Origin of the sequence: Pseudomonas sp. DL, from assembly GCF_047199225.1 — a bacterium.
GTDB lineage: Bacteria > Pseudomonadota > Gammaproteobacteria > Pseudomonadales > Pseudomonadaceae > Pseudomonas > Pseudomonas aeruginosa.
On sequence record NZ_CP178323.1, the window covers coordinates 3,091,351 to 3,116,175 of the forward strand.

Annotated in this window: 20 protein-coding genes and 2 pseudogenes; 6 read left to right on the top strand and 16 right to left on the bottom strand. The window is 64.8% G+C overall.

All coding sequences use genetic code 11. From position 1 onward, the window contains the following. Window position 1 precedes the first annotated feature (1 nt). The 14 genes from ACI766_RS14360 to ACI766_RS14425 form a co-directional block, all read right to left on the bottom strand. A complete protein-coding gene (locus ACI766_RS14360; protein WP_003089234.1) occupies window positions 2–1,438 on the bottom strand; it encodes a biofilm formation protein PslJ in 1,437 nt (478 codons plus the stop codon). Window positions 1,439–1,440: 2 nt separating this feature from the next. Continuing rightward, window positions 1,441–2,544, bottom strand: a complete 1,104-nt coding sequence (locus tag ACI766_RS14365; protein WP_023091333.1) for a glycosyltransferase family 4 protein — start codon at window positions 2,542–2,544, stop codon at window positions 1,441–1,443. Next, window positions 2,535–3,743 carry a glycosyltransferase family 4 protein gene (locus ACI766_RS14370; RefSeq protein ID WP_003158940.1) on the bottom strand — a complete coding sequence of 403 codons (1,209 nt, stop codon included), beginning with the start codon at window positions 3,741–3,743 and terminating at the stop codon, window positions 2,535–2,537. Before ACI766_RS14370 ends, ACI766_RS14365 begins: the two co-directional genes overlap by 10 nt. A gap of 8 nt (window positions 3,744–3,751) precedes the next feature. Next, window positions 3,752–5,080 (bottom strand): cellulase family glycosylhydrolase, encoded by a 1,329-nt coding sequence (locus ACI766_RS14375; protein WP_003089230.1) that lies wholly within the window; start codon window positions 5,078–5,080, stop codon window positions 3,752–3,754. Then, the gene (locus tag ACI766_RS14380) at window positions 5,070–6,257 is read right to left on the bottom strand and encodes a glycosyltransferase family 4 protein (protein WP_003158941.1); all 1,188 of its coding nucleotides are present in this window, start codon (window positions 6,255–6,257) and stop codon (window positions 5,070–5,072) included. The genes ACI766_RS14375 and ACI766_RS14380 overlap by 11 nt, the downstream gene beginning before the upstream one ends. Next, a complete protein-coding gene (locus tag ACI766_RS14385; RefSeq protein WP_003113719.1) occupies window positions 6,257–8,245 on the bottom strand; it encodes a GumC family protein in 1,989 nt (662 codons plus the stop codon). The genes ACI766_RS14380 and ACI766_RS14385 overlap by 1 nt, the downstream gene beginning before the upstream one ends. A gap of 14 nt (window positions 8,246–8,259) precedes the next feature. Continuing rightward, on the bottom strand, window positions 8,260–9,030 hold the full coding sequence (locus tag ACI766_RS14390; protein ID WP_003089227.1) for a polysaccharide biosynthesis/export family protein: 771 nt from the start codon (window positions 9,028–9,030) through the stop codon (window positions 8,260–8,262). A gap of 29 nt (window positions 9,031–9,059) precedes the next feature. After that, entirely contained in the window at window positions 9,060–9,971 is a 912-nt protein-coding gene (locus ACI766_RS14395) for a glycosyltransferase family 2 protein (RefSeq protein ID WP_003089226.1), read from the bottom strand. After that, on the bottom strand, window positions 9,971–11,437 hold the full coding sequence (locus tag ACI766_RS14400; RefSeq protein WP_003117248.1) for a mannose-1-phosphate guanylyltransferase/mannose-6-phosphate isomerase: 1,467 nt from the start codon (window positions 11,435–11,437) through the stop codon (window positions 9,971–9,973). The genes ACI766_RS14395 and ACI766_RS14400 overlap by 1 nt, the downstream gene beginning before the upstream one ends. Beyond that, on the bottom strand, window positions 11,437–12,873 hold the full coding sequence (locus tag ACI766_RS14405; RefSeq protein ID WP_003111160.1) for an undecaprenyl-phosphate glucose phosphotransferase: 1,437 nt from the start codon (window positions 12,871–12,873) through the stop codon (window positions 11,437–11,439). The genes ACI766_RS14400 and ACI766_RS14405 overlap by 1 nt, the downstream gene beginning before the upstream one ends. Before the next feature lie 527 nt (window positions 12,874–13,400). After that, window positions 13,401–13,997: a hypothetical protein gene (locus ACI766_RS14410; protein WP_003089218.1), complete on the bottom strand. Its 597-nt coding sequence runs from the start codon at window positions 13,995–13,997 to the stop codon at window positions 13,401–13,403. 117 nt (window positions 13,998–14,114) lie between these two features. After that, window positions 14,115–14,834: an MOSC domain-containing protein gene (locus ACI766_RS14415; protein WP_004343550.1), complete on the bottom strand. Its 720-nt coding sequence runs from the start codon at window positions 14,832–14,834 to the stop codon at window positions 14,115–14,117. 215 nt (window positions 14,835–15,049) lie between these two features. Then, window positions 15,050–15,790 (bottom strand): SDR family NAD(P)-dependent oxidoreductase, encoded by a 741-nt coding sequence (locus ACI766_RS14420; protein ID WP_003117250.1) that lies wholly within the window; start codon window positions 15,788–15,790, stop codon window positions 15,050–15,052. 49 nt (window positions 15,791–15,839) lie between these two features. Beyond that, complete coding sequence (locus tag ACI766_RS14425; RefSeq protein WP_003117251.1) at window positions 15,840–16,202, bottom strand: hypothetical protein; 363 nt, start codon at window positions 16,200–16,202, stop codon at window positions 15,840–15,842. A gap of 349 nt (window positions 16,203–16,551) precedes the next feature. On the opposite strand from ACI766_RS14425, the gene ACI766_RS14430 reads away from it, so the two are divergent. From ACI766_RS14430 to ACI766_RS14450, 5 genes and pseudogenes are all read left to right on the top strand, one after another. Continuing rightward, entirely contained in the window at window positions 16,552–17,646 is a 1,095-nt protein-coding gene (locus tag ACI766_RS14430; protein WP_004343548.1) for an MBL fold metallo-hydrolase, read from the top strand. A 222-nt stretch (window positions 17,647–17,868) separates the two neighbouring features. After that, window positions 17,869–18,948, top strand: coding sequence for a hypothetical protein (locus ACI766_RS14435; protein WP_023114377.1), 1,080 nt, complete (start codon window positions 17,869–17,871; stop codon window positions 18,946–18,948). 349 nt (window positions 18,949–19,297) lie between these two features. Continuing rightward, a pseudogene (locus ACI766_RS14440) lies at window positions 19,298–20,301 on the top strand (integrase core domain-containing protein). A 33-nt stretch (window positions 20,302–20,334) separates the two neighbouring features. Next, a pseudogene (locus ACI766_RS14445) lies at window positions 20,335–20,723 on the top strand (IS3 family transposase); the annotation flags it as partial. 124 nt (window positions 20,724–20,847) lie between these two features. Beyond that, window positions 20,848–21,390, top strand: a complete 543-nt coding sequence (locus ACI766_RS14450; protein WP_003122765.1) for a hypothetical protein — start codon at window positions 20,848–20,850, stop codon at window positions 21,388–21,390. A gap of 22 nt (window positions 21,391–21,412) precedes the next feature. Here ACI766_RS14450 and ACI766_RS14455 read toward each other — a convergent pair whose 3' ends face one another. Further along, entirely contained in the window at window positions 21,413–22,612 is a 1,200-nt protein-coding gene (locus tag ACI766_RS14455; protein ID WP_003160255.1) for a PucR family transcriptional regulator, read from the bottom strand. A gap of 294 nt (window positions 22,613–22,906) precedes the next feature. Here ACI766_RS14455 and ACI766_RS14460 point away from each other — a divergent pair, with 294 nt between their 5' ends. Continuing rightward, the gene (locus ACI766_RS14460) at window positions 22,907–23,773 is read left to right on the top strand and encodes a phytanoyl-CoA dioxygenase family protein (RefSeq protein WP_003089190.1); all 867 of its coding nucleotides are present in this window, start codon (window positions 22,907–22,909) and stop codon (window positions 23,771–23,773) included. An 84-nt stretch (window positions 23,774–23,857) separates the two neighbouring features. Here ACI766_RS14460 and ACI766_RS14465 read toward each other — a convergent pair whose 3' ends face one another. Then, the gene (locus ACI766_RS14465; RefSeq protein ID WP_003144176.1) at window positions 23,858–24,820 is read right to left on the bottom strand and encodes a WD40/YVTN/BNR-like repeat-containing protein; all 963 of its coding nucleotides are present in this window, start codon (window positions 24,818–24,820) and stop codon (window positions 23,858–23,860) included. Window positions 24,821–24,825: the final 5 nt, after the last annotated feature.

A 24,825-nucleotide genomic window follows, 5' to 3' on the forward strand; every position in this document is an offset into this window, starting at 1 on the left:
CTCAGGCCTCGGCCCCGCGCTCGAGCTGTCGCTTGAGCTTGCGATAACCCACCGCCCGCGGTTGCGGCTGGCGTTCCGGGAACAGCCGGCGGGCTTCCAGCAGGTTGATCCCGACCAGCAGCCAGAACAGGCCGATCATCACCACGGCGAAGCTGAAGTAGTGGTCGAACAGGCCGCTGACCAGCGCCGCCAGGATGCCGCCCGTACTGCCCAGCCAGATCGCGTTGTCGCGGGTCAGGCGGATCGGGCCTTTCTCCGGACGGGCTTCGCGCCACCAGCGCCAGGTCACCGCGATGAACAGCAGCATGCCGCCGAGGCCGACCTTGTACATGAAGTTCAGCCACAGGTTGGAGATGCCCAGGAGGTCGGTACCCGGCACCGGCGGGTCGACCTTGAAGCCGATTCCCAGCGGATAGCGGGCGACGGCCTTGGGGAACATCCGGTATTCGTCGAAGCGCACCTCGGTACTGGCGTTCTGCGGCGAGAAGATGGTCGCCAGGCGTTCCTGCAACGGCGGGTAGCTGAGCACCAGGACCACCACCAGGCCGACCCCGAGCAACAGCAGGCGGCCGGTGTAGGGCACCTTGCGCAGGGACATCCAGAACAGCACCACCGCCAGGCTGAGCATCGCCCCGCGGGAACTGGCGAGGAGGATCGCGGCGGCGCCGAGGACCGCCACGGCGAGGCCCAGGCCGCGCCGCCAGCCCTGGTTGGCGACCCCGTAGCAGAACGCCAGGGGCAGCAGCAGGGCCATGATCCCGCCGGTGGCGTTGGGGTGCATCCATGGCGAGCCCATCCGCGAGGAAAGCGCCTCCAGGCCGAACTTGAGGGTGTCCAGGTTGGCGTAGTTGAACATCGCCAGGATCGGCGCCATCCCCGACGCCGAGCGGTAGCGGATGAACACCGCGATGGACATCAGCAGCATCGCCAGGGTGCCCAGCAGCAGGGCGATGACCAGGGTCTCGCGGTTCTTGCGCTCCACCAGCAGGCGTCCGGCGAGGAACACGATGGACAGGTTGAGCAGCCAGCGCAGCCAGTTCGACAGGCCGCTGGCCTCGGCCTTGATGCTGACCTGGCCGACCACGAACGGCAGCACGGTGAACAGCATCAGCCACAGCAGCATGCGCTCGGTGGAGCGGTAGCGCAGCGCCGGCGCCGGCGGCAGGCGCGAGAGGAAGATGTGCCAGAGCACCGCGCCCCAGGTCAGGGCGAGGATCGCTTCGCTGACCGTCGAACGGATCCCCACGTTGACCGTGGAGTAGGGCATGAAGGTCGCCACCAGGGCGAACAGCAGCAGCCCCCAGAACGGGAAGCGCAGGATGGTGACCGCGGCCGCCAGGCCGACCATGGCGGCGCCGGCCTTGGCCGGGCTGAGCATCAGCAGCGCTCCGCCGAAGGCCAGGCCGAAGACGACAGCGACGAGGTTTCCCAACGACATTCTCAACTCAGTTCCTCGATCAGTGCGGCCAGCCGTTGCCGGTAGGCTTCGCGGTTGAAGCGCGCGGCCCAGGCGATGAGTTCTTCCGCCGAGGCTTCGCGCGGCGTATCGGCCAGGCGCAGCATCAGGCGTTCCAGGGCGGCGCCGTCGCTGGGCGAGAAGCGCGGCGCCGACGGCGGGGTGACTTCGTCCAGCGAGGTGCCGCTGGCCACCGCCACCGGCGTGCCGACGCTCAGCGCCTCGACCACCGGCAGGCCGAAGCCTTCCGCGTAGGACGGTTGCCAGAGCCGCTCGGCCTGGCGGTACAGCGCGTGCAGTTCGGCGTCGTCGAGCCCGCCGAGCGCGTGCAGGCCGGGCAAGCCGCGTTGTTCCTCGGGCAGGTGGTCGAGGCTGCCGACCAGCACCAGCGGCGGCACGCCGGGCGCCTGGGCGCGCGCCCGGGCCCAGGCACTGACGAACCAGGGCACGTTCTTGCGCAGTTCGCGGGTACCCACCAGCAGCCAGTAGCGTGGCGGCAGGCCGCGTGCCGAGAGGTCGGCGGGTTCGCCGGCGAAGCCGTCGACCTGGTTGGGCAGCACCCGGACTTTCCCGGCGACCCCGGGAAACAGCCGCACAGCCTCGTCGGCGCTGTACTGCGAAGGGGTCCAGACACGGTCGGCGACACGCAGCGCATAGGCGATCGACAGGTAGTCGCTGACCCGATAGACCAGTGCCTTGAGGCGGTTGGCGTGGTAGTTCTTCAGGGTGATCTGGAACAGGTCGTGGATCAGCAGCGCATAGCGCACGCCCGGCGGACGCGGCGGTAGCGGCAGGCCCATGTTGAAGGTGCTGATGTACAGGTCGATGTCCTGTTCGCGCAAGGCGCGTGGGAGGAACCCGGCTTCGAAGCGCAGGCGCTGGTGCGGCTGGTGCATCGCGGTGCGCGGGCAGCCCCACGGCGGGCAGACCGCCCGCTGGCGCAGCGGGTCGTCGAGAGGGGCCACGGTGAAGCGGGTCACCTGCGTGCCGGGCAGGCTTTCCAGGGCCTGCTCCATGGCATAGACCTGGCGGCTGATGCCCGAGTGCGGCGAGCTGCCGACGGTGCGGTAGTCGAGTCCTATGCGCATGCCGGCGCTCCTTCGGCGAGGCCGGCGTAGACCTGTTCCAGTTGGCTGGCGGCGACGCTCCAGTCGTGCGCGCGACGTACGTAGGCGCGGCCGTTCTCGCCCAGCGCGCGGGCCTGCGCCGGGTCCTGCAACAGGCGCACCACGGCGTTGGCGAGCTGCTCGGCGGATTCGCCGCCGAGGTAGTCCTCGCCGTCCCGCAGTTCCAGGCCGGAAACGCCCTGCGCGGTACTCGCCAGCGGCAGCCCGGCGGCCAGGGCCTCGAGCACCTTCAGCTTCGAACCGCCGCCATGGCGCAGCGCGGCGAGGAACACCGAACTGCTCGATTGCAATTGCAGCAGGTCGGGAACGAAGCCTTGCCATTCGATGCGCGGATCGCTCCAGCGTTGCGCCCACTCCGCCGGCAGCGCATAGCCGCAGACGCTCATGCGCGCCTCGGGGCAGTGTGCCCAGACCCGCGGCAGGATCTCGTCGAGCATCCATTCCACGGCATCGACGTTCGGTGCGTATTCGTAGTTGCCGAGGAACAGCACGCGCTGCGCTTCGGGCGTCGGCCGGGCGGCGGCGAAGTGCTCGCAGTCGACCCCGTTGACCACCACTGGCACCGGGCGGCCGAGCATCGCGCCGAGCTGCCGCGCATCTTTCTCGGTCACGGCGACGACCGCTGCCGCCTGGCTCATCACCCGGCGTTCCCAGCGGCGGTAACGCCACTGGTCGTAGCGCACGAAGGGCAGCGCCCAGCCCGGCAGGCGGTCGTAGGTGGCGGCACCGAGGGACGACTCGACGTTGTGCTCGGTGAGCACGAACGGCTGGCCGGCGTCGCGCAGCGGTCGCTCGTAGGGCTGGAAGCTATAGCTGTGCTCGACCTGGACCACGTCCCAGGGCTCGCGCAGCAACTCCGTGGCGGTGCGTTGCAGCTCCGCCGACAGGCCGTTGACGCTGGCCAGCAGCGGGTAGGGCGCGAACAGCGCGGCGAGCAGCGTGGAGAGGCTGCGCAGCGGTCGGCGCGGCAGCACGACCAGGCGTTCGAGGAAGGGCTCCAGGGCCTGGCGGTCCTCGGCGCTCACCGGCTGCTTGCTGTGCAGCAGCACGGTGATCCGGTGGCCGCGTGCCGCGAGGCTGCGCAGCAGGTGGTACTGGCGGGTCTTGCCGCCGCTGGTGGTGGGCCAGGGCGAGTAGGGCAGAATCCAGAGAATACGCATGGGTGGCTTCACTCCCAGACCAGCATCTGCAGGCTGGACTTCACCGGGACTTCCAGGCCGTCGCTGCCGCTCAAGGGCGTGACCTTGCCGCTGAGCGGATCGTGCAGGGTGGCCTCCTTGAGCTTCGGTAGGCGCACGTTGCCGCCGCGGGCCGACCAGAACAGCCAGACGTTGCGACCGTCCTCGCGGGTCCAGCCGATGCTGAAGGAACCGTCGGGCAGGTCCTCGGTGACCGGCGGGTCGGCCGGGCGCAGCTTCGGCCCGGTGACCTTGAGGAAGCGTTGCAGGGCCAGGTAGACCGGCTTGGGGTTGGCGTCCAGGTCGAGCAGGCCGTAGTCGCGGTCGCGCACGCTGGCGCGCTGGTCGAGATCGCTGAGGGTGAAGAGGAAGATCCGGTCGTAGTCCAGCGCACTCATCAGCGCCAGGCGACGCAGCACGTAGTCGGCCTGGCCTTCGACGCCAATGATGTCCTGCAACTCCTTCGGCCCCTTGTAGGCCGACCAGCCCCACTCGGTGCTCCAGATCGCCGGCACGCCGGCGTTGCGCAGGGCGCGGTTGATCTGGTTGGCGTGGGAGACGAAGTCCAGGTTCCACGGGTAGTTGCCTTCCGGCAACTGGGTATAGGGGTGGTAGGTGGCGATGGTGCCGAGGCTCTCCACGCCCAGGTGGCCGAGGGCGTCGAACATGGTGCGGCCGTCGGGCATCTCGCTGAAGAAGGCCATGCCGGCGGAAACCACCGGCTTCTCCGGGTCGACCATGCGCAGGGCGATGGTGCTGGCCTGGAGCAGCTTGGCGTAGCCTTCCGGGTCGGCCTTGGGCCGCCAGAAGCCGATCAGGTTGGGCTCGTTCCATACCTGCCAGGCGGCCACGCTCGGGTAGCGCTGCGAGAGCATCGCCATGCGCCGGGCGAAGACTTCCGGGTCGCGCGGCGGATACTGGTCCTGGAAGGGCGAGTAGAACGGCGCGGTGGTGATGAAGCGGGCCGAGCCGACCAGGTAGAACACCGACTTCAGCTGGCGCGCCTCGAGATCCTTGACCAACTGGTCGAGGGAGGCCAGCTGGTACTGGTCCTCGGCGGTTTCCAGGCGGTCCCAGTGCAGGTCCAGGCGCACCCACTCCAGCCCCAGGTCCTGCAGGCGGTCGATCTGCTTGTTGTAACGCTCCGGGCTGAACCAGAGGAACTGCGCGTTGACCCCGAGGAAGTCTTTCCAGACCACCGCGCGAGGCGCCTTCAGTACCTGGATCTCGGCGTCGGCGGGACGCCCCCAGAACACCAGCAGCAGTACCACGGCGAGCAGCAGCGCGCTGCCGCCCAGATAGAGTCCCTTACGTGCCATGAACGGTTCCCACCATGTCGTTGAACAGTGCCTGGAAGCGCAGCGCGGTGCGCGGCCAGGTCCGCGCATGGCCGATCGCTCCGGCGCGCTCGGCCCAGGCCTGTGCCAGGCGGGGTTCGCGAGCGAGGTTCAACAACTGTTCGGAGAGGGCTGCCACGTCTCCCTGAGGGTAGATGGCGCCGTTGCCGCTGGCGACTTCCTCGGCGAAGGCGCGAGCGTCCGAGGTGATCGCGCCGCGCCCGCAGGCTGCCGCCCAGGACAGGGCGCCGCTGGTGCCGCGCTGCTGGCCGAGCAGACCGAGTTTCTTCGACTCGCGGTACGGCAGGACCATCACGTGGTGGGCCTGGATGGTACGCGGGATGTCCGCGGCGGCCAGGTTCAGGTTCCAGTCGATGGCGTCGGCCAGGCCAAGCTCGGCGATCTGTGCCTTCAACTGGTCGAGGTAGTTGCCGCCGGCGCCGAAGGCCATTTCCGCGGCGGTGCCGCCGGCCAGGGTCAGGCGCACGCGCTGGCGCATCTCCGGCGCGCTGGCGAACAGGTCGGCGAGGGCCTCGAGCAGGTCCTCGATGCCTTTGCCGCGATAGATGAATCCGAAGTACAGCAGGCGCAGGGTGTCCAGCGACGGCAGCGGCACCGTGGCGATCTCCAGGTTGCCGTGGTTGATCACCTCGACCCGCCCGGGCGGCAGGCGCATCCGCCGGGCCAGGCACTCGCCGCCCAGGCCGGTGAGGGTCACCAGGCGCGTCAGGCCCTGGGCCACGGCACGTTCTTCGCGCAGGGTCAGCGGGTCGGCGAGCACCACGGCGGCCTGGGGCAGGGGAGAGGGCAGGCGTTCCAGCAGGTTCAGCGGCCAGGGCAGGCGCTCGCGGCGCCAGACCATGCGCTCCGGATCGTGCACCGTGGCGCTCAGCGGCAGGCGCGGGAAGCGCTTGCGCAGCTCGCGCAGGGCGATGAACTCGCCCAGGCGGCCGCCGCCGAGTTCGGCATGGACCAGGTCGAAGCCGTTCCAGTCGACGCTGTCCAGCCGGCTGGCGATATTCGCGCTGTCGGCCGCCACGCCGGCGAGCGGCGTGGCTACTTCGATGCCGAGACCCTGCAGGGCGTTGCGGAAATGACTGGCGTAGTCGGCGATGCCATTCTTTTCCGGCGGCAGGGGCGCGAGGAGGGCGATCCGCATCAGAACGCGCTCCGGTAGCGGGCGATGGTCTGCAGGACCTTGCTCGGCACCTCGAAGCGGCGCCGGTTGATGATGATCCCGTCGACCTTGCCGAACGCCGTGGTGAGGATGGTCAGCGCATGCTCGACCACCGGCACGGTGCTCTTCTGCGCCTCTACCACCAGGGCGATCAGGTCGGCGCGGCGCAGGGCGATGAAGGCCTCGCGGCTGTCCAGCAGGGCCGGCGCGTCGAGCAATACCACTTCGCCCGGCTGGGCCGGTTCGCCGCCGATCCGCACGCGCACGCCGTTTTCCTCCAGCAGGCGGCGCAGTTGCTCGATGATGAAGGTCACGCCTTCACCGTGGCGCGCCGAGGTCAGGCCCAGGGTCAGGCCCTTTTCCTCAATGCGCGCGTAGGGCAGCAGCCCGTACAGCCGGTAGATGCTGGCGGTGAAGGCGTTGCTGCTCTCCGCGGTGCTGTTGCTCAGCTCCGGCAGGGTGGTCCACAGCGGCAGGCCGAATTTCTCCTCGACCAGGCCGCCGTCGTGGATGCGCTGGTCGAGCAGGTAGCAGAGATAGACCACCAGCAGGCCGACGGCGAGGCCGAAGGGCACGGCGAGGAACAGCATCAGCAGGGTTTTCGGGAAGATCCGCCCGGGGTTGTAGGTGGCTTCCTCGATCACCGAGATGTTGCTGATCTGGCTCTTGTCCAGTTCACGGTCGATCCGCGATTTCTCCAGGCTGTCGACGTACAGCGCGTAGTTGCGCTCGGTGGCGTTCAGCTCGCGCTGCAGGCGCGCCAGGGTCGGCTCGATGTCCAGCGCTTCGCGCCGTTGCGCCTCGAGTTCGGCGAGCTGCTTTTCCTGCTCCGCGAGCTGGGTGCGCAGGGCCGCGTTGTTGCTGGTCTCGTCCAGCAGGACCCGTTCCAGGTGAGTGGTCAGGGTGTTCGGCGCGCGGTCCTCGGAACTCTGCACGGTGGCGCCTTCGTCCTGGACTTCCTTCTCCAGGGCTCGGATCGAGGCGTCCAGGGCCTTCACCGGCGGCGCGTCGTCGGTGTAGGTGCGCATCATGTCGGCGCGTTCCAGGCGCTTCTGGTTGAGCAGCCGGCGCAGGTCCTGCTGCGCCGGGTTCAGCGCGATCTGCCGCACCGTGACGATCTCCCTGGGCAGCCCCTTGAGTTGCTGGCGGGTGGATTCCAGGGCGCTGTCGGAGGAGGCGATCAGGCGGATCGAGTTGAAACGCTCGCCGCGCAGCACGTTGATCCGCTCGGACAGGTCCTGCAGGCGGTCCTCGATGCTGGATGCGCCGATCTCGTTGAGGTGCTTGAGGATCTGCGCCTTGTAGCTCTTGATCTGCGCCGCGCTGTCGGCAGTCTGCGCCTCGTAGAAGGCGTACAGGCTCTTGCGGCCGAGCGCCTGGGTGCGCTCTTCCATGTAGATCTCGATCCAGGCCTTGACCACTTCCTGGGCGACTTCCGGCTCGCTCCAGGTGAAGCTGATCTCCATCACCGTCGAGCCGGCCGCATGGGTGACCTCGAATTTCTTCTCGAGGTCCTTGGCCAGGCGCTCGACCGCGGTGGTTTCCTCGATCACGCCGAAGGTTTCCAGGGTCACGCGAATCCCGTCGAACACCGCGCCGATGGCCTTCTTCACATAGAACTTGGTGCGCTTCCACAGGCCCTCCGGCGGCGGCCGGTTGGCCAGCACCTCGAGGTAGCGCTCGGCCACCTGACGGACGATCGGCCGGCCGGTGAGCAGGCGTTCTTCGTCGACGATAGGGTCGCGCTGGGTGCTCGGCATCACCAGCGCCTGGCGGTTGCTGATCTCTATCGGCAGGGTCGAGTCACGGCCCGGCTTGACCAGCAGGCGTGCGTTGGACTCGTACTTGGCCGGCAGCAGGAAGGCGCCGAGGACGATGATCACCACCGCGCTGAGGGCCGCCAGCTTGAACTCGCGCTGGTAGATGAACAGCAGGCGCAACAGATCACGCAAGGAACGAATTTCTATCATGGCGATGTCGCTCCTCAGCGATCATTGTTGACGGTGTAGCTGACGCCGACGCCGATGGACTTGGCGAAGGGCAGCAACTGGTTCAGGTAGACGTCGACGCCCTCGATACGGTCGCCGACCATCGACTTGGGCACGAAGACGATGTCGCCACGCTGCATGGCCAGGGGCTTGCGGCCTTCCGGCCCGATCTTCATCAACTGGCTGAAGTCGAGGAAGTAGGCGTGATAGCGGCCTTCCGAGTCCTCGCGCATGAGCGCCACGCGGCGGGCGTCGCCCACCGGCAGGATGCCGCCGGCGCCGAGGATCGCCTGCTCCATGTTGTTGGCGGCGGGGATCGGCACGGCCGACGGGTTGCGCACCGCGCCGCCGACGAACACCGTATTGCCCGGCGCCTGGTTGATGTTCACCGTGACCCGCGGCTCGCGGTAGATCGGCGCGAGCTTGGTGGTCAGCTCGTTGGCGATTTCCTGCGGCGTGCGGTGCGCGGCCTGGATGCGACCGATGAACGGATAGTAGATGCTGCCGTCGTTGAGCACGGTGTACAGCGTCAGTTCATAGATGGTGGCGACGTTGAACGCCGAGAGGGTCGGCATCTCCCCGGCATCGCGGACGATCCGCAGGGTGTCCCCGACGCGCACCCGCTCCATCGCCGGCGGTAGCCTGGCGAGTTCTTCCAGGGCACGCTTGCCGCTGTCCACGGTGTCGCTGTCCGGTGCGGGAATCCGTGCGGGGGTGTTGCATGCGGCCAGGGCGAGCATGGCGAGCATGAGGAGGGTGCGTTTCATGAGGGAGCACTTCCTGTAGGTCATGATGTTCACTTCCAGTAGCCTGGAAACATGCTGATGCGGCGCTTGAGGGCGACCGGCAGGTGGCGTTCCAGCTGGCCAAGGCGGTAGCCGAGCAGCTTGAACGCGCTACGCAGCGCTATTTCAGGTACGCGATACAGGGCACCGGCGGCACGCAAGGCCTGTATCTCGGCGAGGACATAGCGCTTGCCCTCGCCACCCGCGCCGCCGAAGGCGGCACGTATCCAACGCTCGCGGCCGTAGAACACGCCGATGTCGAAATAGCGGCGGAACTCTTCCAGCAAGCGGTAATCGTGGGAATGGTAGACCTCGGCGCTGGCCGCGTAGCGCACCGCGTAGCCGGCCTGCAGCAGGCGCGCGGCGACGTAGGCGTCCTCGCTGCCGATGACGTCTTCGGGGAAGCCGCCGACGGCCGCCAGGGCGTCGCTGCGGTAGGCGGAGAACGAGTCGGAACTGAAGCAGGTCTTGATCCCCAGTTCCGAGGCGTCGGCCAGGCGCTTGCTGCGGCTTTCCGGCGGGTAGTTGAAGCGCCGCGCCTGGGCACCGAGCAGGCCGGCGCCGGGGTGCGGCAACTGGCGGCCGTAGGCCACGCCGATGTCGGCCTCGGCATAGAGTTCGTCGAGCAGGTTGGCGAAACTGTCGGGCGAGGCGGGAATGGCGTCCTGGGTCAGGTAGATCAGCGCGTCGGCCTCGACCTGCTGGCTGGCCCAGCGCCGCGTCCCGCCGTGGTTGAAGCTGGCCGGCTCGATGACCTCGACCCGCGCGCCGAAGGCGCGGAAGCGCTCCACCGTGTCGTCGCTGGAGCGGCTGTCCACCACCAGGATGCTGTCCGGCTGCCGCCGTTGCGCGGCCAGGGCCGGCAGCAGCCGGTCCAGGTGCGCGCCGGCGTTGCGCGTGGGAATGACCAGGGCGCAGCGCATCAGGCTTTCTTCTCGTCGCTGGCGGGGGCGCGACCGTAGATGTCGTTGAAGCGGACGATGTCGTCCTCGCCGAGGTACTCGCCGCTCTGTACCTCGATCATCACCAGGTCGATGATCCCCGGATTGCTCAGGCGGTGGCTATGCCCGGCGGGGATGAAGGTGGATTCGTTGGTGTTGAGGAGAAACTCGCGCTCGCCGTTCTCCACCAGCGCCATGCCGCTGACCACGATCCAGTGCTCGCTGCGATGGTGGTGCATCTGCAACGACAGCGAAGCCTTGGGGCGCACCACGATGCGCTTGATCTTGAAGCGGCGGCCTTCCTCGAGCACGGTGTAGGTGCCCCAGGGCCGGCTGACCGTGCGGTGCAGGCGGAAGGCGTCGTGGCCGCGACGCTTGAGTTCCTGGGCGACGAACTTGACGTCCTGGCTGCGCGCCGCGTCGGCCACCAGCAGGGCGTCGGGGGTGTCGACGATGATCAGGTCGTGCACGCCGACGGCGCCGACCAGGCGCTTCGGCGAATCGATGTAGCAGTTGCTGACGTCGTGCAGCACGCTTTCGCCGCGTACCTGGTTGCCGTTCTCGTCCGCCGCGCTGAGTTCGCGCAGCGCCTGCCAGGAGCCGATGTCGCTCCAGCCGATGGAGCAGGGCACCACGGCGACCTTGTCCGAGCGCTCCATCAGCGCGTAGTCGACGGAGATGTCCGGCGCCTCGGCGAAGGCCCCGGCGGCCAGCTCGCGCTGGCGGCACTGGCCGTTCTCCAGGCTGCTGCCGTCGGCCAGGGCGGCGCGGGCGGCGATCAGCACCTCCGGCGCGTGGCGCTCCAGTTCCTGCAACACGGTGGCGGCCTGGAAGCAGAACATGCCGGCGTTCCACAGGTACTTGCCGCTGTCCAGGTAGGACTGGGCGGTGGCCTGGTCGGGTTTCTCGACGAAGCGCGCGACCCGGAAGCCGTTGCCCAGCGGGGCGCCCTGTTCGATATAGCCGAAGCCGGTCTCGGCGCGCTCCGGGGTGATGCCGAAGGTCACCAGGTAGCCTTGGGCCGCGAGTCCGCGAGCCTCGGCCACCGCCGCGGCGAAGGCCTGCTCGTCGCGGATCAGGTGGTCGGCGGGAAGGATCAGCAACTGCGCCTGGTCGCCGAAGTGCTCCTGCACATGCAGCGCGGCGGCGGCGATGGCCGGCGCGGTATTGCGTCCCATCGGCTCCAGCAGCAGGTCCTGGGCCAGGCCGCTGCGGTTGACCGCGCGGTAGTCGTCCAGGGTACGGAACAGCAGATCGCGGTTGGTCACCGTGAGCAGGCGGGCGACGTCCGGCAGCCCGGCGATACGCAGGAAGGTCTTCTGCAACAGGCTCTGGTCATCGGCCAGGCGCATGAAGGGTTTCGGCATGCTCTCCCGGGAAACCGGCCACAGGCGGGTCCCGGAACCGCCGGAAACGATGCAGGGGATCAGCGGGGCGACGGCGTTCATCAGTAGACTTCCTTGGTCAGGAGTACGGCTGGCACCGTACGGAACAGGATGTAGAGGTCGAACCACACCGACCACTTGGCGATGTATTCGAGGTCGTATTCCACGCGTTTCTTGATCTTGTGCAGGGTGTCGGTCTCACCGCGGTAGCCGTTGATCTGCGCCCAGCCGGTGATGCCGGGCTTGACCCGGTGGCGCGAGCTGTATTCGCTGACCGCCTCCTCGAAGGGAATGCCGGCGGCCTTGGTCGCGGTGGCGTGGGGGCGCGGGCCGACCATCGACATGCTGCCGGCGAGCACGTTGAACAGCTGCGGCAGCTCGTCGATGCTGGTCTTGCGGATGAAGCGGCCGACCCGGGTGATGCGGTCGTCGTCGCGGGTGGTCTGGCGTTCGGCGTTGGCGTCGGTCCTTTCCGTGTACATCGAGCGGAACTTGAAGACCCAGATCAGCCGGTTGTTGTAGCCGTAGCGTTTCTGCCGGAACAGCACAGGCCCCTTGGAATCGAGCCTGATCGCCAGGGCCACCAGGGCCATCAGCGGGGCGAAGAGGACCAGCGCGATGCTCGCCAGGACCAGGTCCTCGCAGCGCTTGATCAGCGGCGACCAGCCGCGCAGCGGCAGCTCGGACGCGTTGAACATGGGGATCCCGGAGACATCGACGATGCGGTTGTGGGCATGCCGGAAGGCAGCCATGTCCGGCACCAGCAGGACGTTCACCGGCAATTGCCGCAGGCGATGGACGATGGCGCCGATGCGCCCCTCGGCGAACCAGGGCAGGGCGACCAGCACCTGGTCGACCTGTTCCTGGCGGATCAGCTTCTCCAGGTCCTTGGTGTTGCCCAGCAGCGGCAGCGAGTTGTAGTTCTCCGGGACCCGCTCGGAGCGGTCGTCGATGAAGCCGATGATGCCGGAGCGGATGTCGTGGTTGCGTACCAGGTATTCGGCCAGGTGCATGCCGCTCTCGGTGAAGCCGAGGATCACCGTGCGTTGCAGGTACATGCCGCGTTTCATCCAGGCCCGGTACAGGCGCAGCACCAGCAGGCGCTGCACGCCGAACAGCAGCAGGCTGCCGGTGAACCAGAAGATCACCAGCTTGCTGCTGAGGTAGGGAAACAGGCCCAGGCCCTGGTACATGAACAACAGCAGGCAGAACGCCGAGGCCCAGGCGAAGAACATGATGCGGAAGCGCAGGCGGTTGCTGAAGATATCGTCGGAGTAGACGTCCAGTGCCTGGAACATGATCACCGTGAGCGCGCCGAAGAACAGCAGCAGCCCGAGCATGTTGCTGCGCAGCTCCACGGGAACCAGGCCGGGGTAGTACAGCAGGAACAGCGCCGGGGCGATGGCGGTGAGCGCGTGTACCAGCTTGGTCGCGACCAGGAAGTACTCGATGAATCCAGCCCGTGTCAGCGACAGGCTATCTACCGACTTCGAATGCATGTTGTTTGCTCTGCCGATCACGGGCAGTCCATTGAGTGGATAGGGAAGAGCAAGGCGGTGAAGCGTCAATTTAGTGACTATTTTTCATTTGCCACGCGGTTTAGTCATTTTCCCGTCGAATAGGTTCATTCGTCGATAGTGGCTTTGTGATAGCTATCTTAGCATTCCCAGGGAAATATCCGTAGTCTGGGTAAGTTTTTTTAGTCAATTTATTGACGTATTTCTGGCGCCAAACTTTTATCCAAACAGTAGACGAGGAAATCTGACGCTGCCAATCCGCGAGCGCTCTGGCCTGGGAAGCGAAGCGGGGTGAAAGGTGAGGGCAGGCCGCTCGGCCAGGTGGCCAGCCGCCGGTTCGACGACCCGCCTGTCCACTGGCGCTGCGGGCTGGCTGGGCAGGATGCGCCTGCGGTTCCATGACGCAGGTTGGCCGTTCGAGCGTGCCGATCCGGCTTGGGGCCGTCTTGGCGGACGCTACCCTCGTCGAAGGCGGAAGAGGTTCGAGCCCGCGGCGTGCGCGGACCGGGCTACCAGAACCAGCCGCCGCGCGACAGCTCCTGCTGGCAACTGCGGTACTGGGCGCCGAACAGCGAGGCGCGGGACTGGACCTTCTGCGAGACGTTCTTCAGCCATGGCTTGGCGTCGTAGCTGCGGTTGCGGTAGCCGCCCCAGCCCTCGTGGTAGTTCAGGTACTGGCCGTAGGCGTCCCACTTGGAGACGCCGTTGACCCGCTGGCTCTTCTGGATGTACCAGCCCATGAAGTCCAGGGCGTCGGCGAAGTCGTCGCGGCTGGCGCCCCAGCCGCCGGCCTCGCGCTTGTAGTCGGCCCAGGTCTCGTCCTTGGCCTGGGCGTAGCCGTAGGCGGAGCTGACCCGGCCCCAGGGGATGAAACCGAGGAAGTAGTAGCGCGGCGGCAGGGCGTCATGCTTGAAGGAAGATTCCTGGTACATCATCGCCATCGGCACCTGGACCGGCGCGCCCCAGCGCTGCTGCATCTTCAGCGCCGCCTCGTGCCATTTCGGTTTTTCGCGGAAGATCTCGCAGAGGTTGTCGGGATTGGCGGGGGGCTTGGTGGCGCAGCCGGCAAGAGCCAGGAGCAGGGCCGGCATCGAGAGCCGCAGCATGAAAGGGGTCCTTTGGCAGACGTCTGGGTCGCTTAACGCTGGCGCTTTATACCCGCTTTCCGGCACTCCATGCATCCCCAGGCCGATTCCCTGCCTGCGGGGGACGTCGGCGCTTCCTCAGGTCGGCCTGGGCGTCTCGGCCTGGCTGGGGGCTCCCTCCAGGCGCGGCCCCCAGTCCTCGACCTGGCCTTTTTCCAGGCGCCGCTCCAGGGTGCGCCGCCAGGATGGCGTCAGCGGCAGCGCCAGGCACTGGCGCAGCAACTCGGCGTCGGCCCGCCTGTCGAACAGCACCTCGGACAGGCGCAACAACGACCAGTCCGGATGGCGCCGTTCGACCAGTTGCAGGATATCGCCAGCCGCCACCACGCCTTCCTCCAGCACCCGGTAGTACCAGCCGGTGCGCCCGGACTCCTGCACCCTCAGGGACATCCCGGCGACCTCGAAGCGGTCGTTGAGCTTCCAGCAGGGCATGCGCCCCTGGGACACCTCCAGCAGCGCGGTCCCGGCCCGCACGCGGTCGCCGAGGCAGACGTCGGCTTCGCTCCAGCCGCTGGTGCTGAAGTTCTCGCCGAAGGCGCCCGCCTGCATCAGTAGGGGGTGTTCGCCCAGTTCGGCGATCCAGGCGGCGTAGTGTTCGCGTGGGTAATGGTGGATCGCTTTCTCGACGCCGCCATGGACGCGCAGGTCGCCCTGTTCGTCGCCTTCCAGGCCGACGGGGGTGACCCTGAGCGCACCGTCGCGCGGAGACTTGGCGATGCCGCTGCGCGAGCCGGGGCGGGTGAAGGGCCGGGCGCGGCCGGTGAGAAGGGCATCCAGGGGTAGGGCAGGCAGGGGCATGGGAGGGTTCTCTAAGATGCGAGATGGTATCGACTAAATACAATATAGAGTCCGCCAAGCCTTCGCCCGCTGTCAAGCCGCCAGACCCTCCGGATGCGTCGATAGCCTCGGCGAGCCGGGGGCATCCAGGCCCCCTAGTTGAGCTGCCGTGGGGTCCCGACAGGAAACCGCAAAGGCGCCGGACGTCGCGATACGACGTCCGGCATCGGCGGCCCTCAGCGCAGCCCGTAGCCCTTGTCGACGATCAACTCCTGGCCGTAGAGCCCGGCGGATTTCGACGACAGCAGGAACATCACCACGTCGACGATTTCCCCGGGGCTGAGGAAGCTGCCGTCGACCAGGCGCTGGTTGATGCTCCGGGTGACAGACTCCGCCTGGGCATCGCTCAGGCCCAGTGACGCCCATATCGGGGTGGCGGTAGGGCCGGGGGAGACGAGGTTGATCCGCACGCCTTTTTCCGCCCATTCCACCGCCAGCGTCCTGGCCTGGGCGATCAGGGCCGCCTTGGAAGCGATGTAGGCGGCGAGCCCGGGGAAGGTCACTTGGCTGAGGAAGGTACCGATGAAGACTACGCTGGCCGGTTTGCTCGTTTGCCGGCTGAGCACGGAAAAGGTGTTCAGCGCCCCGGCGCCGTTGACCCGCCACTGCTGCTCGAACGCCAGGCTGTCCAGGCCGTCGGCGAGCTGGGCGATGCCGGCGTTGGGTACCAGGTAATCGACGGGGCCGATGGACGCGGCACGCGAAGCCAGGGCGTCCAGGTCCCGTTCGCGGGTGACGTCGCCCGCCAGCCAGTGCAGACGCTTGCCGGAGTGGGCGTGCAGGCTTTCCGGCGGTCCTTCGCGCCTTGCCATCGCCAGGACAGTCGCGCCGTGCCCGAGCAACGTTTCGGTCAGTTTCAGGCCGATGCCGGAACTCGCGCCGGTGACGACGGCGAACCGGTCGTTGAATTCACTCATGGGAATCCCTCGTGGGGTGATGGAGATACGGGTCTTCGATAGGGATGGATCAACGCGAGAGCGACGGGGCAGGGATGAGGCGGATGCCTTGTACCTGCACCTGGTCGCCGGCGTCGAACCGGGCGTTGGGAGAGCGGAAGCGTTCGGTCGTGCCGTCCTCGTAGCGAACGGTGTAGGCATTTTCGCTCAGACCGGTTGCCTGCTGGACGGAGGCGCCTCCCAGGGCTCCCAGCGCGGCCCCGGCGATAGCGCCCAGGGGACCGCCGAGGGCCGCGCCGACCATGACGCCAACCACGCCGCCGGCGCCGTAGCCGACCGTTCGGTCCCTATCTGCGGAAATCACTTCGGCGGAGTGGGCGAGGGGAGTCGTGGTTGCCAGGGCCAGTGCGATGAGGGGGAGCATGTGTTTCATGGGAAATCCTGAATGGGAAGGAGTCGCCATTGGCTTTCCATTTCCCATGCCAGGTTTTTTATTGATATAGATCAATGATTTGAAGGTTTATGAGTCATATTGACACGATCTTTTTGCGGTCGTAATGACCCGCATGTAGTCGGTTTGACTCTGCGCCGATGACAGTTTCGGGCGCTTCGGAACGGCCTCGTCGATGACGCTCAACGATCGGGGCGAGCGGGGCATTCGACCGTTTGAGCAGGCCCGCACGATCGGGCAAGGACTCCCGAGGAATAGGCAATGACGAGGAGGGGAGGATGCCCAATAGTGACCGCGAACGAATGTCGGCGGCTGCGCTACGGTTGTCGAAATGCCAGACAGGAATAATGACGCTTTGAAACTTCCCTCGATACGGCGAGCCGCCATCGGCGGACATCACGATTCCCCGCAATTGCGCCAGGGGCGTTTCCACAATCTCAGCCCCAGGCCGGCGGACATGCCGGCACCCGGTGCCCGGGTGCTCTGGAACGCGCTTTTCAACAAGCCGAGAAGCACCGTCCCGCGGCAGCCTTTACCCGTGCTCAGCCCGAGTCGTGCCGAGCTCGATGCGACCGTCGATGGCAGTCTGTTCCGCCTGGGTCATTCGACCTTGCTGCTGAAACTGGCCGGTAGCTGGTGGTTGACCGACCCGGTATTTTCCGAGCGCGCCTCGCCGTTGCCGTTCGCCGGGCCGAAGCGTTTCCATGCGCCGCCGGTGGCATTGGCGGATCTCCCGCCGATCCGTGGGGTAATTCTTTCCCACGATCACTACGACCACCTGGACCGCGCCGCGATCAAGGCCCTGGTCCCGCTCGTCGAACTGTTCCTGGCGCCGCTCGGCGTAGGCGACCGCCTGCTGGCCTGGGGCGTACCGCCAGGCAAGGTGCGCCAACTGGACTGGTGGCAAGGTATCGAGGCTGGCGGTTTGCGCCTGACTGCCACGCCGGCACAGCACTTCTCAGGCCGTGGGCTACATGATGGGAACCGTACGCTGTGGTGTTCCTGGGTGATCGAAAGCGCCGAACTGAAGCTGTTCTTCAGCGGAGACAGCGGTTACTTCGATGGTTTCGCCGAGATTGGCCGCCGCTACGGACCGTTCGATCTGACCATGCTGGAAACCGGCGCCTACAACGAACATTGGCCGTACGTGCACATGCACCCGCAGCAGACCCTCCAGGCTCACCGGGATCTTGGCGGGCGCTGGCTGCTGCCGATCCACAACGGCACCTTCGACCTGGCCATGCATGCCTGGTACGAGCCGTTCGAACGGATACTCGAACTGGCCACCGAACACGGCGTGCGGGTTTCCACGCCGATGATGGGCGAGCGGATCGACCTGCAAGCACCGCATGCCGGCCGACGCTGGTGGCGCGAAGTGGTCGACAGCGAAACGCAGGTGCAGGGTTACGGCTGTTGCAGAAGCTAGGTCGGCGAGCGATCGCACGAGGGCTCCAGACGGAAGCCGCCATGGAGTCGCTTCGAAATGCGTGATGCTGCCCTAGGTCCTGCGAACCTGTAGATTCGCATAATGTATATTATGTTAAACGATAGGCCATGTTGAGAATGTTCATGAGAAGCCTCCGCTCCGGGCTGCTCAGAATGTTTTTTCAGCTACGCTTCGTTTCTGTGTCATGGACAGAGCGTAATCATGCCAAAGCTGATAGTTGCCATCTGGTCGGTCAATACGAAAAATCATGCGGCTACGCCAGACGCAAGGTTTGCAAGCCTGACTGTTGCAATACAGAGTGCCTGGACTACGATGATGACCCTTGCGGATGGGGAAACGGTATCTTATCTAGGGGCTCAGCCACACGCGATAACACCACAAAGCGTCAGCGTTCATACAGCAAGAAATAAAAGCGTCAATTACCTGTTCATTGCCCCTGAATACCTGTTTACAGCAAACAAGGACATTCCTAGCCATTTCATGACGGAAACGCAATTTGAACTAATCAGGGCGCAGCTTGTATTCCTCAGTCTTCGCTTTCCAAACCTGATGATAATTCCAGGTAGTGCTGGATGGTTCAAAACGAGGATGCGCTCAGCCGTGAAGATATTCCGTAAGTCACTTGCACAGCCGCAACGTGAGCGCGGCCCGGAAGCGTCCCGCGACATGAATAAATACCTGGAGCGATACCAGCGCTCGATCGATACGCCGCTCGACTACCGCGGGGTCGTACCCGACCGGCATTTATCTTCCTACACAAATCAATATAAGGATCTTAAATATGGACAGACATACGATCTCAAGCAGGCTTCACCAAAGAGCGGCCAGCATGCGGCAGGATTGAAAATAGCCAAGAACACATGTTTGGTGCTCAAGAGCGCGACGATCATTCATCGTTACGACAAAATCTTCGAGGCTCAGGATAGTACCGATACCGATATGTCGAAAGCCGATAGGCAGGAGCCTTTTCTATTCATGCCAGGCGAAGCCAGCCCGATTTTCGAGTCCGCTGGAATAAAATACGGCGTCGAATTGTGTGTAGATCATAATTTTGCTGCCTTGCAGGTGTGGTGCAAGAAAATATGCCACCCTCCTTCGCCGGTAGATATTCAAATCCTCATGTCTGCAAGCACAGGGCTCGAGAGTTCAAATATCGCGGCCACGCAATTCGTTCTCCATGCAGATTGCCATGGTGCCAGCGTCATAAAGGCAAACGGGGAAGACGTCTCGCCTGCACGATCTGCCGCAGAGGATCTCCCCGTCTATGTCCTGGAGTGGTAGTTTGCAAGCGAGGTTTCAGGCTGCTCAATTAAGGATCAGGTTCTGCCAGTCTCACTGACATTGATGTGAGTCAGCCGGCTCTGGTGATCGAACAACAGCCAGTTAGACCCTCGCCGCGGAGATGAGCTGATGCGCGAGTTTCATGACTTGATCCTTTCAGATTGGGACGTGAACCTCCTAGACATTATTTATGCCCACGAATCGGATCCGACGGACGTTTTTGCGACGATAGAGCGCATTCACAGTGGGCGGGAGACCGCCCTCAAGAGCTTTGGCGGCACTGACCTGCCCCCCGATTTCAGTACCATGTCAAACTTAGTAGAGTCCGTTTTCCGAGCAGGAGACGGCAGTGAAAAAGCGTTTTACCGAAGAGCAGATTCTCGACTTCCTCAAGCAGGCGGAGGCCGGTGTGCCGGTGAAGGAACTGTGTCGCCGACACGGCTTCAGTGATGCCTCGTTCTACACCTGGCGGGCCAAGTTTGGCGGTATGACCGTGGCGGACGCCAAACGGTTGAAGGATCTTGAACTGGAAAACAACCGATTGAAGAAGTTGCTCGCCGAGGCCCACCTCGACATCGAGTCGCTGAAAGTGGTCGCCCGGGGAAAAGGGTAAGCCCGACAGCACGGCGGGAGGCGGTGCAGGAGATGCAGGCGCGAACCGGCATCTCCGAGCGTCGTGCCTGTCAGTTGATCGGGCTGTCCCGCTCGGTGTTGCGCTACCAGCCGCGAGCCAGTGTGCAAAACACCGAGCTGCAAGCCCAACTGGTGGAACTGGCCCAAGAGCGCCGGCGCTTTGGCTATCGCCGCCTGCACATCCTGCTGCGGCGTGCTGGCGTGCAGGACAACCACAAGCGGATCTATCGCCTGTACCGAGCTGCCGGCTTGATGGTGAAACGGCGCCGCCGCCGCCATGGCGTCGCGGTGGAGCGCGAACGTCTGAGTTTGCCGAGCGCACCAAACCAGGTCTGGTCGGACGAGATGGCGCGGTTTCGCGGCTACCCGAAAGCGATCCGCACCGACCAGCGGCCCGAGTTCACCGGCAAGGCACTCGATCAATGGGCCTATCAGCGCGACATCAAGCTGAAGCTGATTCAGCCTGGTAAGCCCACGCAGAATGCCTTCATCGAGTCGTTCAACGGTAAGCTCCGGGACGAATGCCTCAATGAGCACTGGTTCTGTTCGCTGGCCGAAGCGAGAATCCGCATCGCGGCCTGGCGGCGGGATTACAACGAACACCGACCGCACAGCGCGATTGGCAATCTCGCCCTGGCAGAATTTGCTGCAAGTTGGCGAACTCGCCAGCAGCAGCTGAAGCAGGAAAAATTAATATCAACCCCAGGGCCTACTGACTAGGCAGCGGTACTAAAACTGGGGGCAGGTCACGTCATGCGTTACCCCGAAGAATTCAAGATCGAAGCGGTCAAGCGAGTGACCAAAAAGGCAAATCTGTCGCCGATGTCGCTCAGCGCCTGGGCATGTCCGTGCACAGCCTTTACGCCTGGATCAAGGTCTACAATAAGCCCCAAGAGCAGCGTGTGTATGGCTATCGCAAGATTCACGATGACCTGCGAGAGTTGGGAGAGATCTGTGGGCGAAATCGAGTCGGACGCTTGATGCAGGCAGAGGGGTTGCGTTCGCAAACGGGTTATCGGCGGCGCCCAGGGTTTTATGGCGGAAAGCCAGCCGTCGCCTCGCCTAATCACCTTGCGGGGCAGTTCAAGGTCAGTGAGCCGAACAAGGTCTGGGTGACAGACATTACCTACATCCGCACCTATGGACGATGACGGCGCTGCTGCAGCAAGCGCCGTCCTGCATTGAATATTCAAAAAGTGCTCTGGCGGGACTCATCTTTCTATTCGAAGATGAAACGAGCAGGCAACCATAGCAGAAGGACGACGGATGTCACCTAGCCCCTCCCCCGACGAGCGTCGGCTTGTATTCGAAGCGCGCCGACTGACCATTGAAGCACTGGTGAAAATCTATCTTGAGCAGGTTTCTTCCTCAAGGAACCTGGTGACGGTCTACCTTCGCCTCATGTTCACGTTGTCACTCGGTGCCCTCGCCGGCGTGATAACTCTATATGGGACCATGCTTCGCTTTGGCACTTCGGCCAGTATCAGCATGATCACTCCCCTGGAGGTGGTTCTTGCTATCGCAGCGCTTGCGGCCCTGGTCACTTCGGCTCTGCTTTCCGCGCGGGCGCTCCAGAAAAGTGCATTCGATGTCGCTCCGCTCTTGCATAACCCATTTCCAAGCGCGGACTCGGTGATCGATTCAATATTCGATGCAGACGATATCGATGAGCGGCAAATACTCAGAAAGCTTTATTTCGCCCTGGACAAGACTGTCGAGCATCAGCCTCCTCTCAGGCTCAGCACTCGTCTGATCACCCTCTTCCTTATTGGCGGTCTTTTCCTGACCGGGGCATCCTTTTTACTGTGAAGAGCGCGTTCGGTCTTTATGGTTATTTATCATCATCGATCAGGGGAGTACTCCAGATCACCAGTTCAAGGGCCGCGGCGATCTGAATGCGATGATCGGCAAGCCGGACGGGCAACAGGTCCTGGGCACGCTCCAGCCGGCGCAGCAATGTGTTGCGATGCGTGCCCAGCGCTTCTGCGGTCTGGGTGACATTGCAGCCATTGGCCAGGAAGGCGTGCAGCGAGCGCTGAAGCACCGAAGGCTCCGTCGCCAGCCGCCCCAGGGTGCTCAAGACGAACTGCCTGGCCGCGCGGTCGTCCTGGGTCATCAGCGACACCATCCTCACCTGGTCGATGGTGGCAACGGCGGGTGCGCCCGCCAGGCGGCCCATCAGCCTTTGCGTCGTCAGGGCCTCCAGATGCGAGCGACGGAAGCCATTGACTCCCGTGCCCGGCGAGCCGATTGCCGCGCGAATCCCTGAAAACCGCAGTGCGATGCCTTGCAGCAGGTTCAGGTCCAGCGGTTTCGCCGCATGGCTCCAGACCCACAGGGTCGCGGGGCCGGCGAATACGATCAACGGCGCCGCCGTGCCCGTGAGTTGCGCCAGGGTACGCGCCACATCCTCCAGAAGGCGGATCTCGGCGTCCGGGCTTTCGCACCAGACCAGGCCGGCGTAGTGCTTCTGGAAAAGGCTGTAGCCCAGCCGCCTGCCGAATTGCTCCGTATCCACATCCCTGCCCTCGAGCAGCCGACTGACCAGGCTTCGTTTGTCGATCGGGTCGTCATGGGCCTGGGCGCTCTTTTCTTCGAGGATGATCTGGGTCACCACACGCATGTTGCTGTCAATGAACTCCGAGATGGACCGCGACGAGACCTCCAGGAATTCCTCAAGCACCCTGGGATCCTGCGTCAGGTTGAAGGCCATCTTCATCCATAGCTCCCAGGCGGTGTTCTGTGTCGACCTCGCGACATTCATCAGCAGCTCGGACAGCCCTCTGCGGGCGAGTTCCCTGGCCGTGTCCACCATGTCGGCCGAGACGTAGGGTTGCACCGGTTCTCCGGGGCGCTGCAGATTGGCGTTCGCCCAATGCAGCAACTCTGCGCGGTTGGCGCGCCGGCACGCCGCGAGGATGACCGGGTCCTCCAGCAGCTTGGCATCTTCCGGTGAAGAGAACAGCGCCTGATTAAGGCGCTCGACCCACTCCGGCGGCAGCGTCTGAGCGAGCTCGGCGCCTTTGCGCATGAGTTCACGAACGGCTTCCGATGGGCGTGGCCAGGAGGATGGCGTACTGGTCATGGGCGGTGCAAAACACTCAAAAATCACAGAGGAAATGGTGCAGTTCGTACCTTGGCGCAAGGTTGGGGGAAACCTAGCATGAACTCACTGCCTGAACAAAAAAATACAAGGAGGCGCCGTGACGCTCCATGTTCTTTTTTTGGGGTTTAGCGCAGTGGCAAGCGGGCTTGTTCGCCGGTGCCCGTTGCCCGGGCAGCGACCCGCCTGCGCCAACCGTTCCTTCAATCCGGAGTTCTTTCAATGTCAGCCTCTCGCGATACCTTCAGCCTGCCCGTCGTAACCCGCTCGACTCCAGCGCAAGAGATTGCACTGCTGAGCGACCAGGCAGGTGCGGTGATCATCCGCAACTTCATGACCCCCGAACAAGTCGCACGGATCAACAACGAACTGGACGCTCCCCTGGCCGCGCTCGAGGCCGGCTCCAAGCACCAGCACGAGCTGATCGCCGAGTTCCATGGCCGCCAGACCAAACGGCTCACCAACCTCGTCACCCACAGCAAGACCTTTCGCGAGGAGATCCTCGATGACGACCTCTTTCACGACCTGGGGAATGTGCTCTACGCCGCGGAGTGCGGTGACTGGTGGCTGACCACGGCCCAGTTGATCGAGATCGGCCCAGGCAACAAAGCGCAAATGCTGCACCGCGACATGGCGCAGTACCAACCGTTCGTGGCCATGAATAAACATGCGCCGCGCACCATCACCAACCTGATGCTGGCGCTGACCGATTTCACCGAGGAAAACGGTGCCACGCGCTTGATCCCCGGGAGCCAGGACTGGGATGACTTCGACGATGTAGGAACCCCAGAAATGACGATCCCTGCCCTGTTGAAAGCAGGAGATGCCGTGCTGTTCGGCGGGAAAGTCGTTCATGGCGGCGGGGCCAACGTGACCGCTGACTTCTACCGTCGCGGGCTGACCATCCCGATGCAGGCTTCGATCATCACGCCTGAAGAGGCCTACCCGTTGATCGTGCCGCTCGAACTGGTCAGAACGCTTGCTCCGCGCGTTCAGAAGATCCTCGGCTTCCGCTCCCAGTACCCCAATGGCAGCCCAGGCCTGTGGCAACATAACTACGCAGACCTGGCCGACTATCTCCAGCTCTAGAAGCCTTCCACGCTGGCCGGCCTGGCCCCGAAGGCGCCAGGCCCAACCGCGTCCCCGGACAAGCAAAGAGGCCGGTGAACACTTTCATTCCTGGCGGGGCATTACTCCGCGACGTGAAAACAGCAGCGGCGTGCCGTCGGCGTTGAACAGCGCCGCCGTCAGCGAAAGGCCGTCAGCCGACGGTGCTTCCTGGAAACTGTTTCCACCATCCCTGCTCCGTACCTTCAGTCCGTCAAGCCCGACCGCCAGTACCCGAGCGCCAGCCACTGCTATGGATGTGACCGAGCCCTTGCCTTGCGTTGGCACTCTGCGAAAAGCCTTGCCATCGGCAGAGCCCTGCAACAGGGTGCCACGCTGACCACCCAGCAGCAGACGCCCATCGGCCAGCACCGCGCCAGACCACAGGGTGCCCTCATAGCCGGTATCCAGGTAACGCCAGTTCTTCCCCTGGTCGTCGGAGCGCAGCACCTGCCCATGCTCGGCCGTGGCGTACAGGGTGCCGTGGTTGTCGGCAAACAGCCCCATCAGGTTGAGGTCGGCCCGCTTGGCTCCTGGAGGCGCTTGCAACGGCTGCTCCGTCCATGTCTTGCCGCCATCCTCGGTGGTCAGCACCAACGACCAGAGCCCTACCGCAACGCCCTGCCGGGCATCGAAAAAGTGCACGGCGAACAGCGGCCGGTCTTCTTCGCTCGACAGGCGCTGGACCTGCCAGGATTCCCCGCCGTCGGCGGTGGACAGGATCGCCCCCCAGTGACCCACCGCCCAGCCGTGCCTGGCATCCACGAAGGACACACCCGTCAATGGCGTGGATAGTGGGACCGAGCGTGCCTGGCGCCACTGCCTGCCCTGGTCGTCGGACAACAACACGACACCGTGGTCGCCCACGGCAACCACCCGCTCTCCGGCCCAGCCGGCGGCCAGCATGGTGGCCTGCGTGGCATTGCCCGCCTGCACGGCCGGCACGGCCTGCAACGGCGCGGCCTGGAGAGACATCAGCGGCAATCCTGCTGCGAGCAAGGCCGCGGTGAATGAAACCCTGAACTTCATGCTTC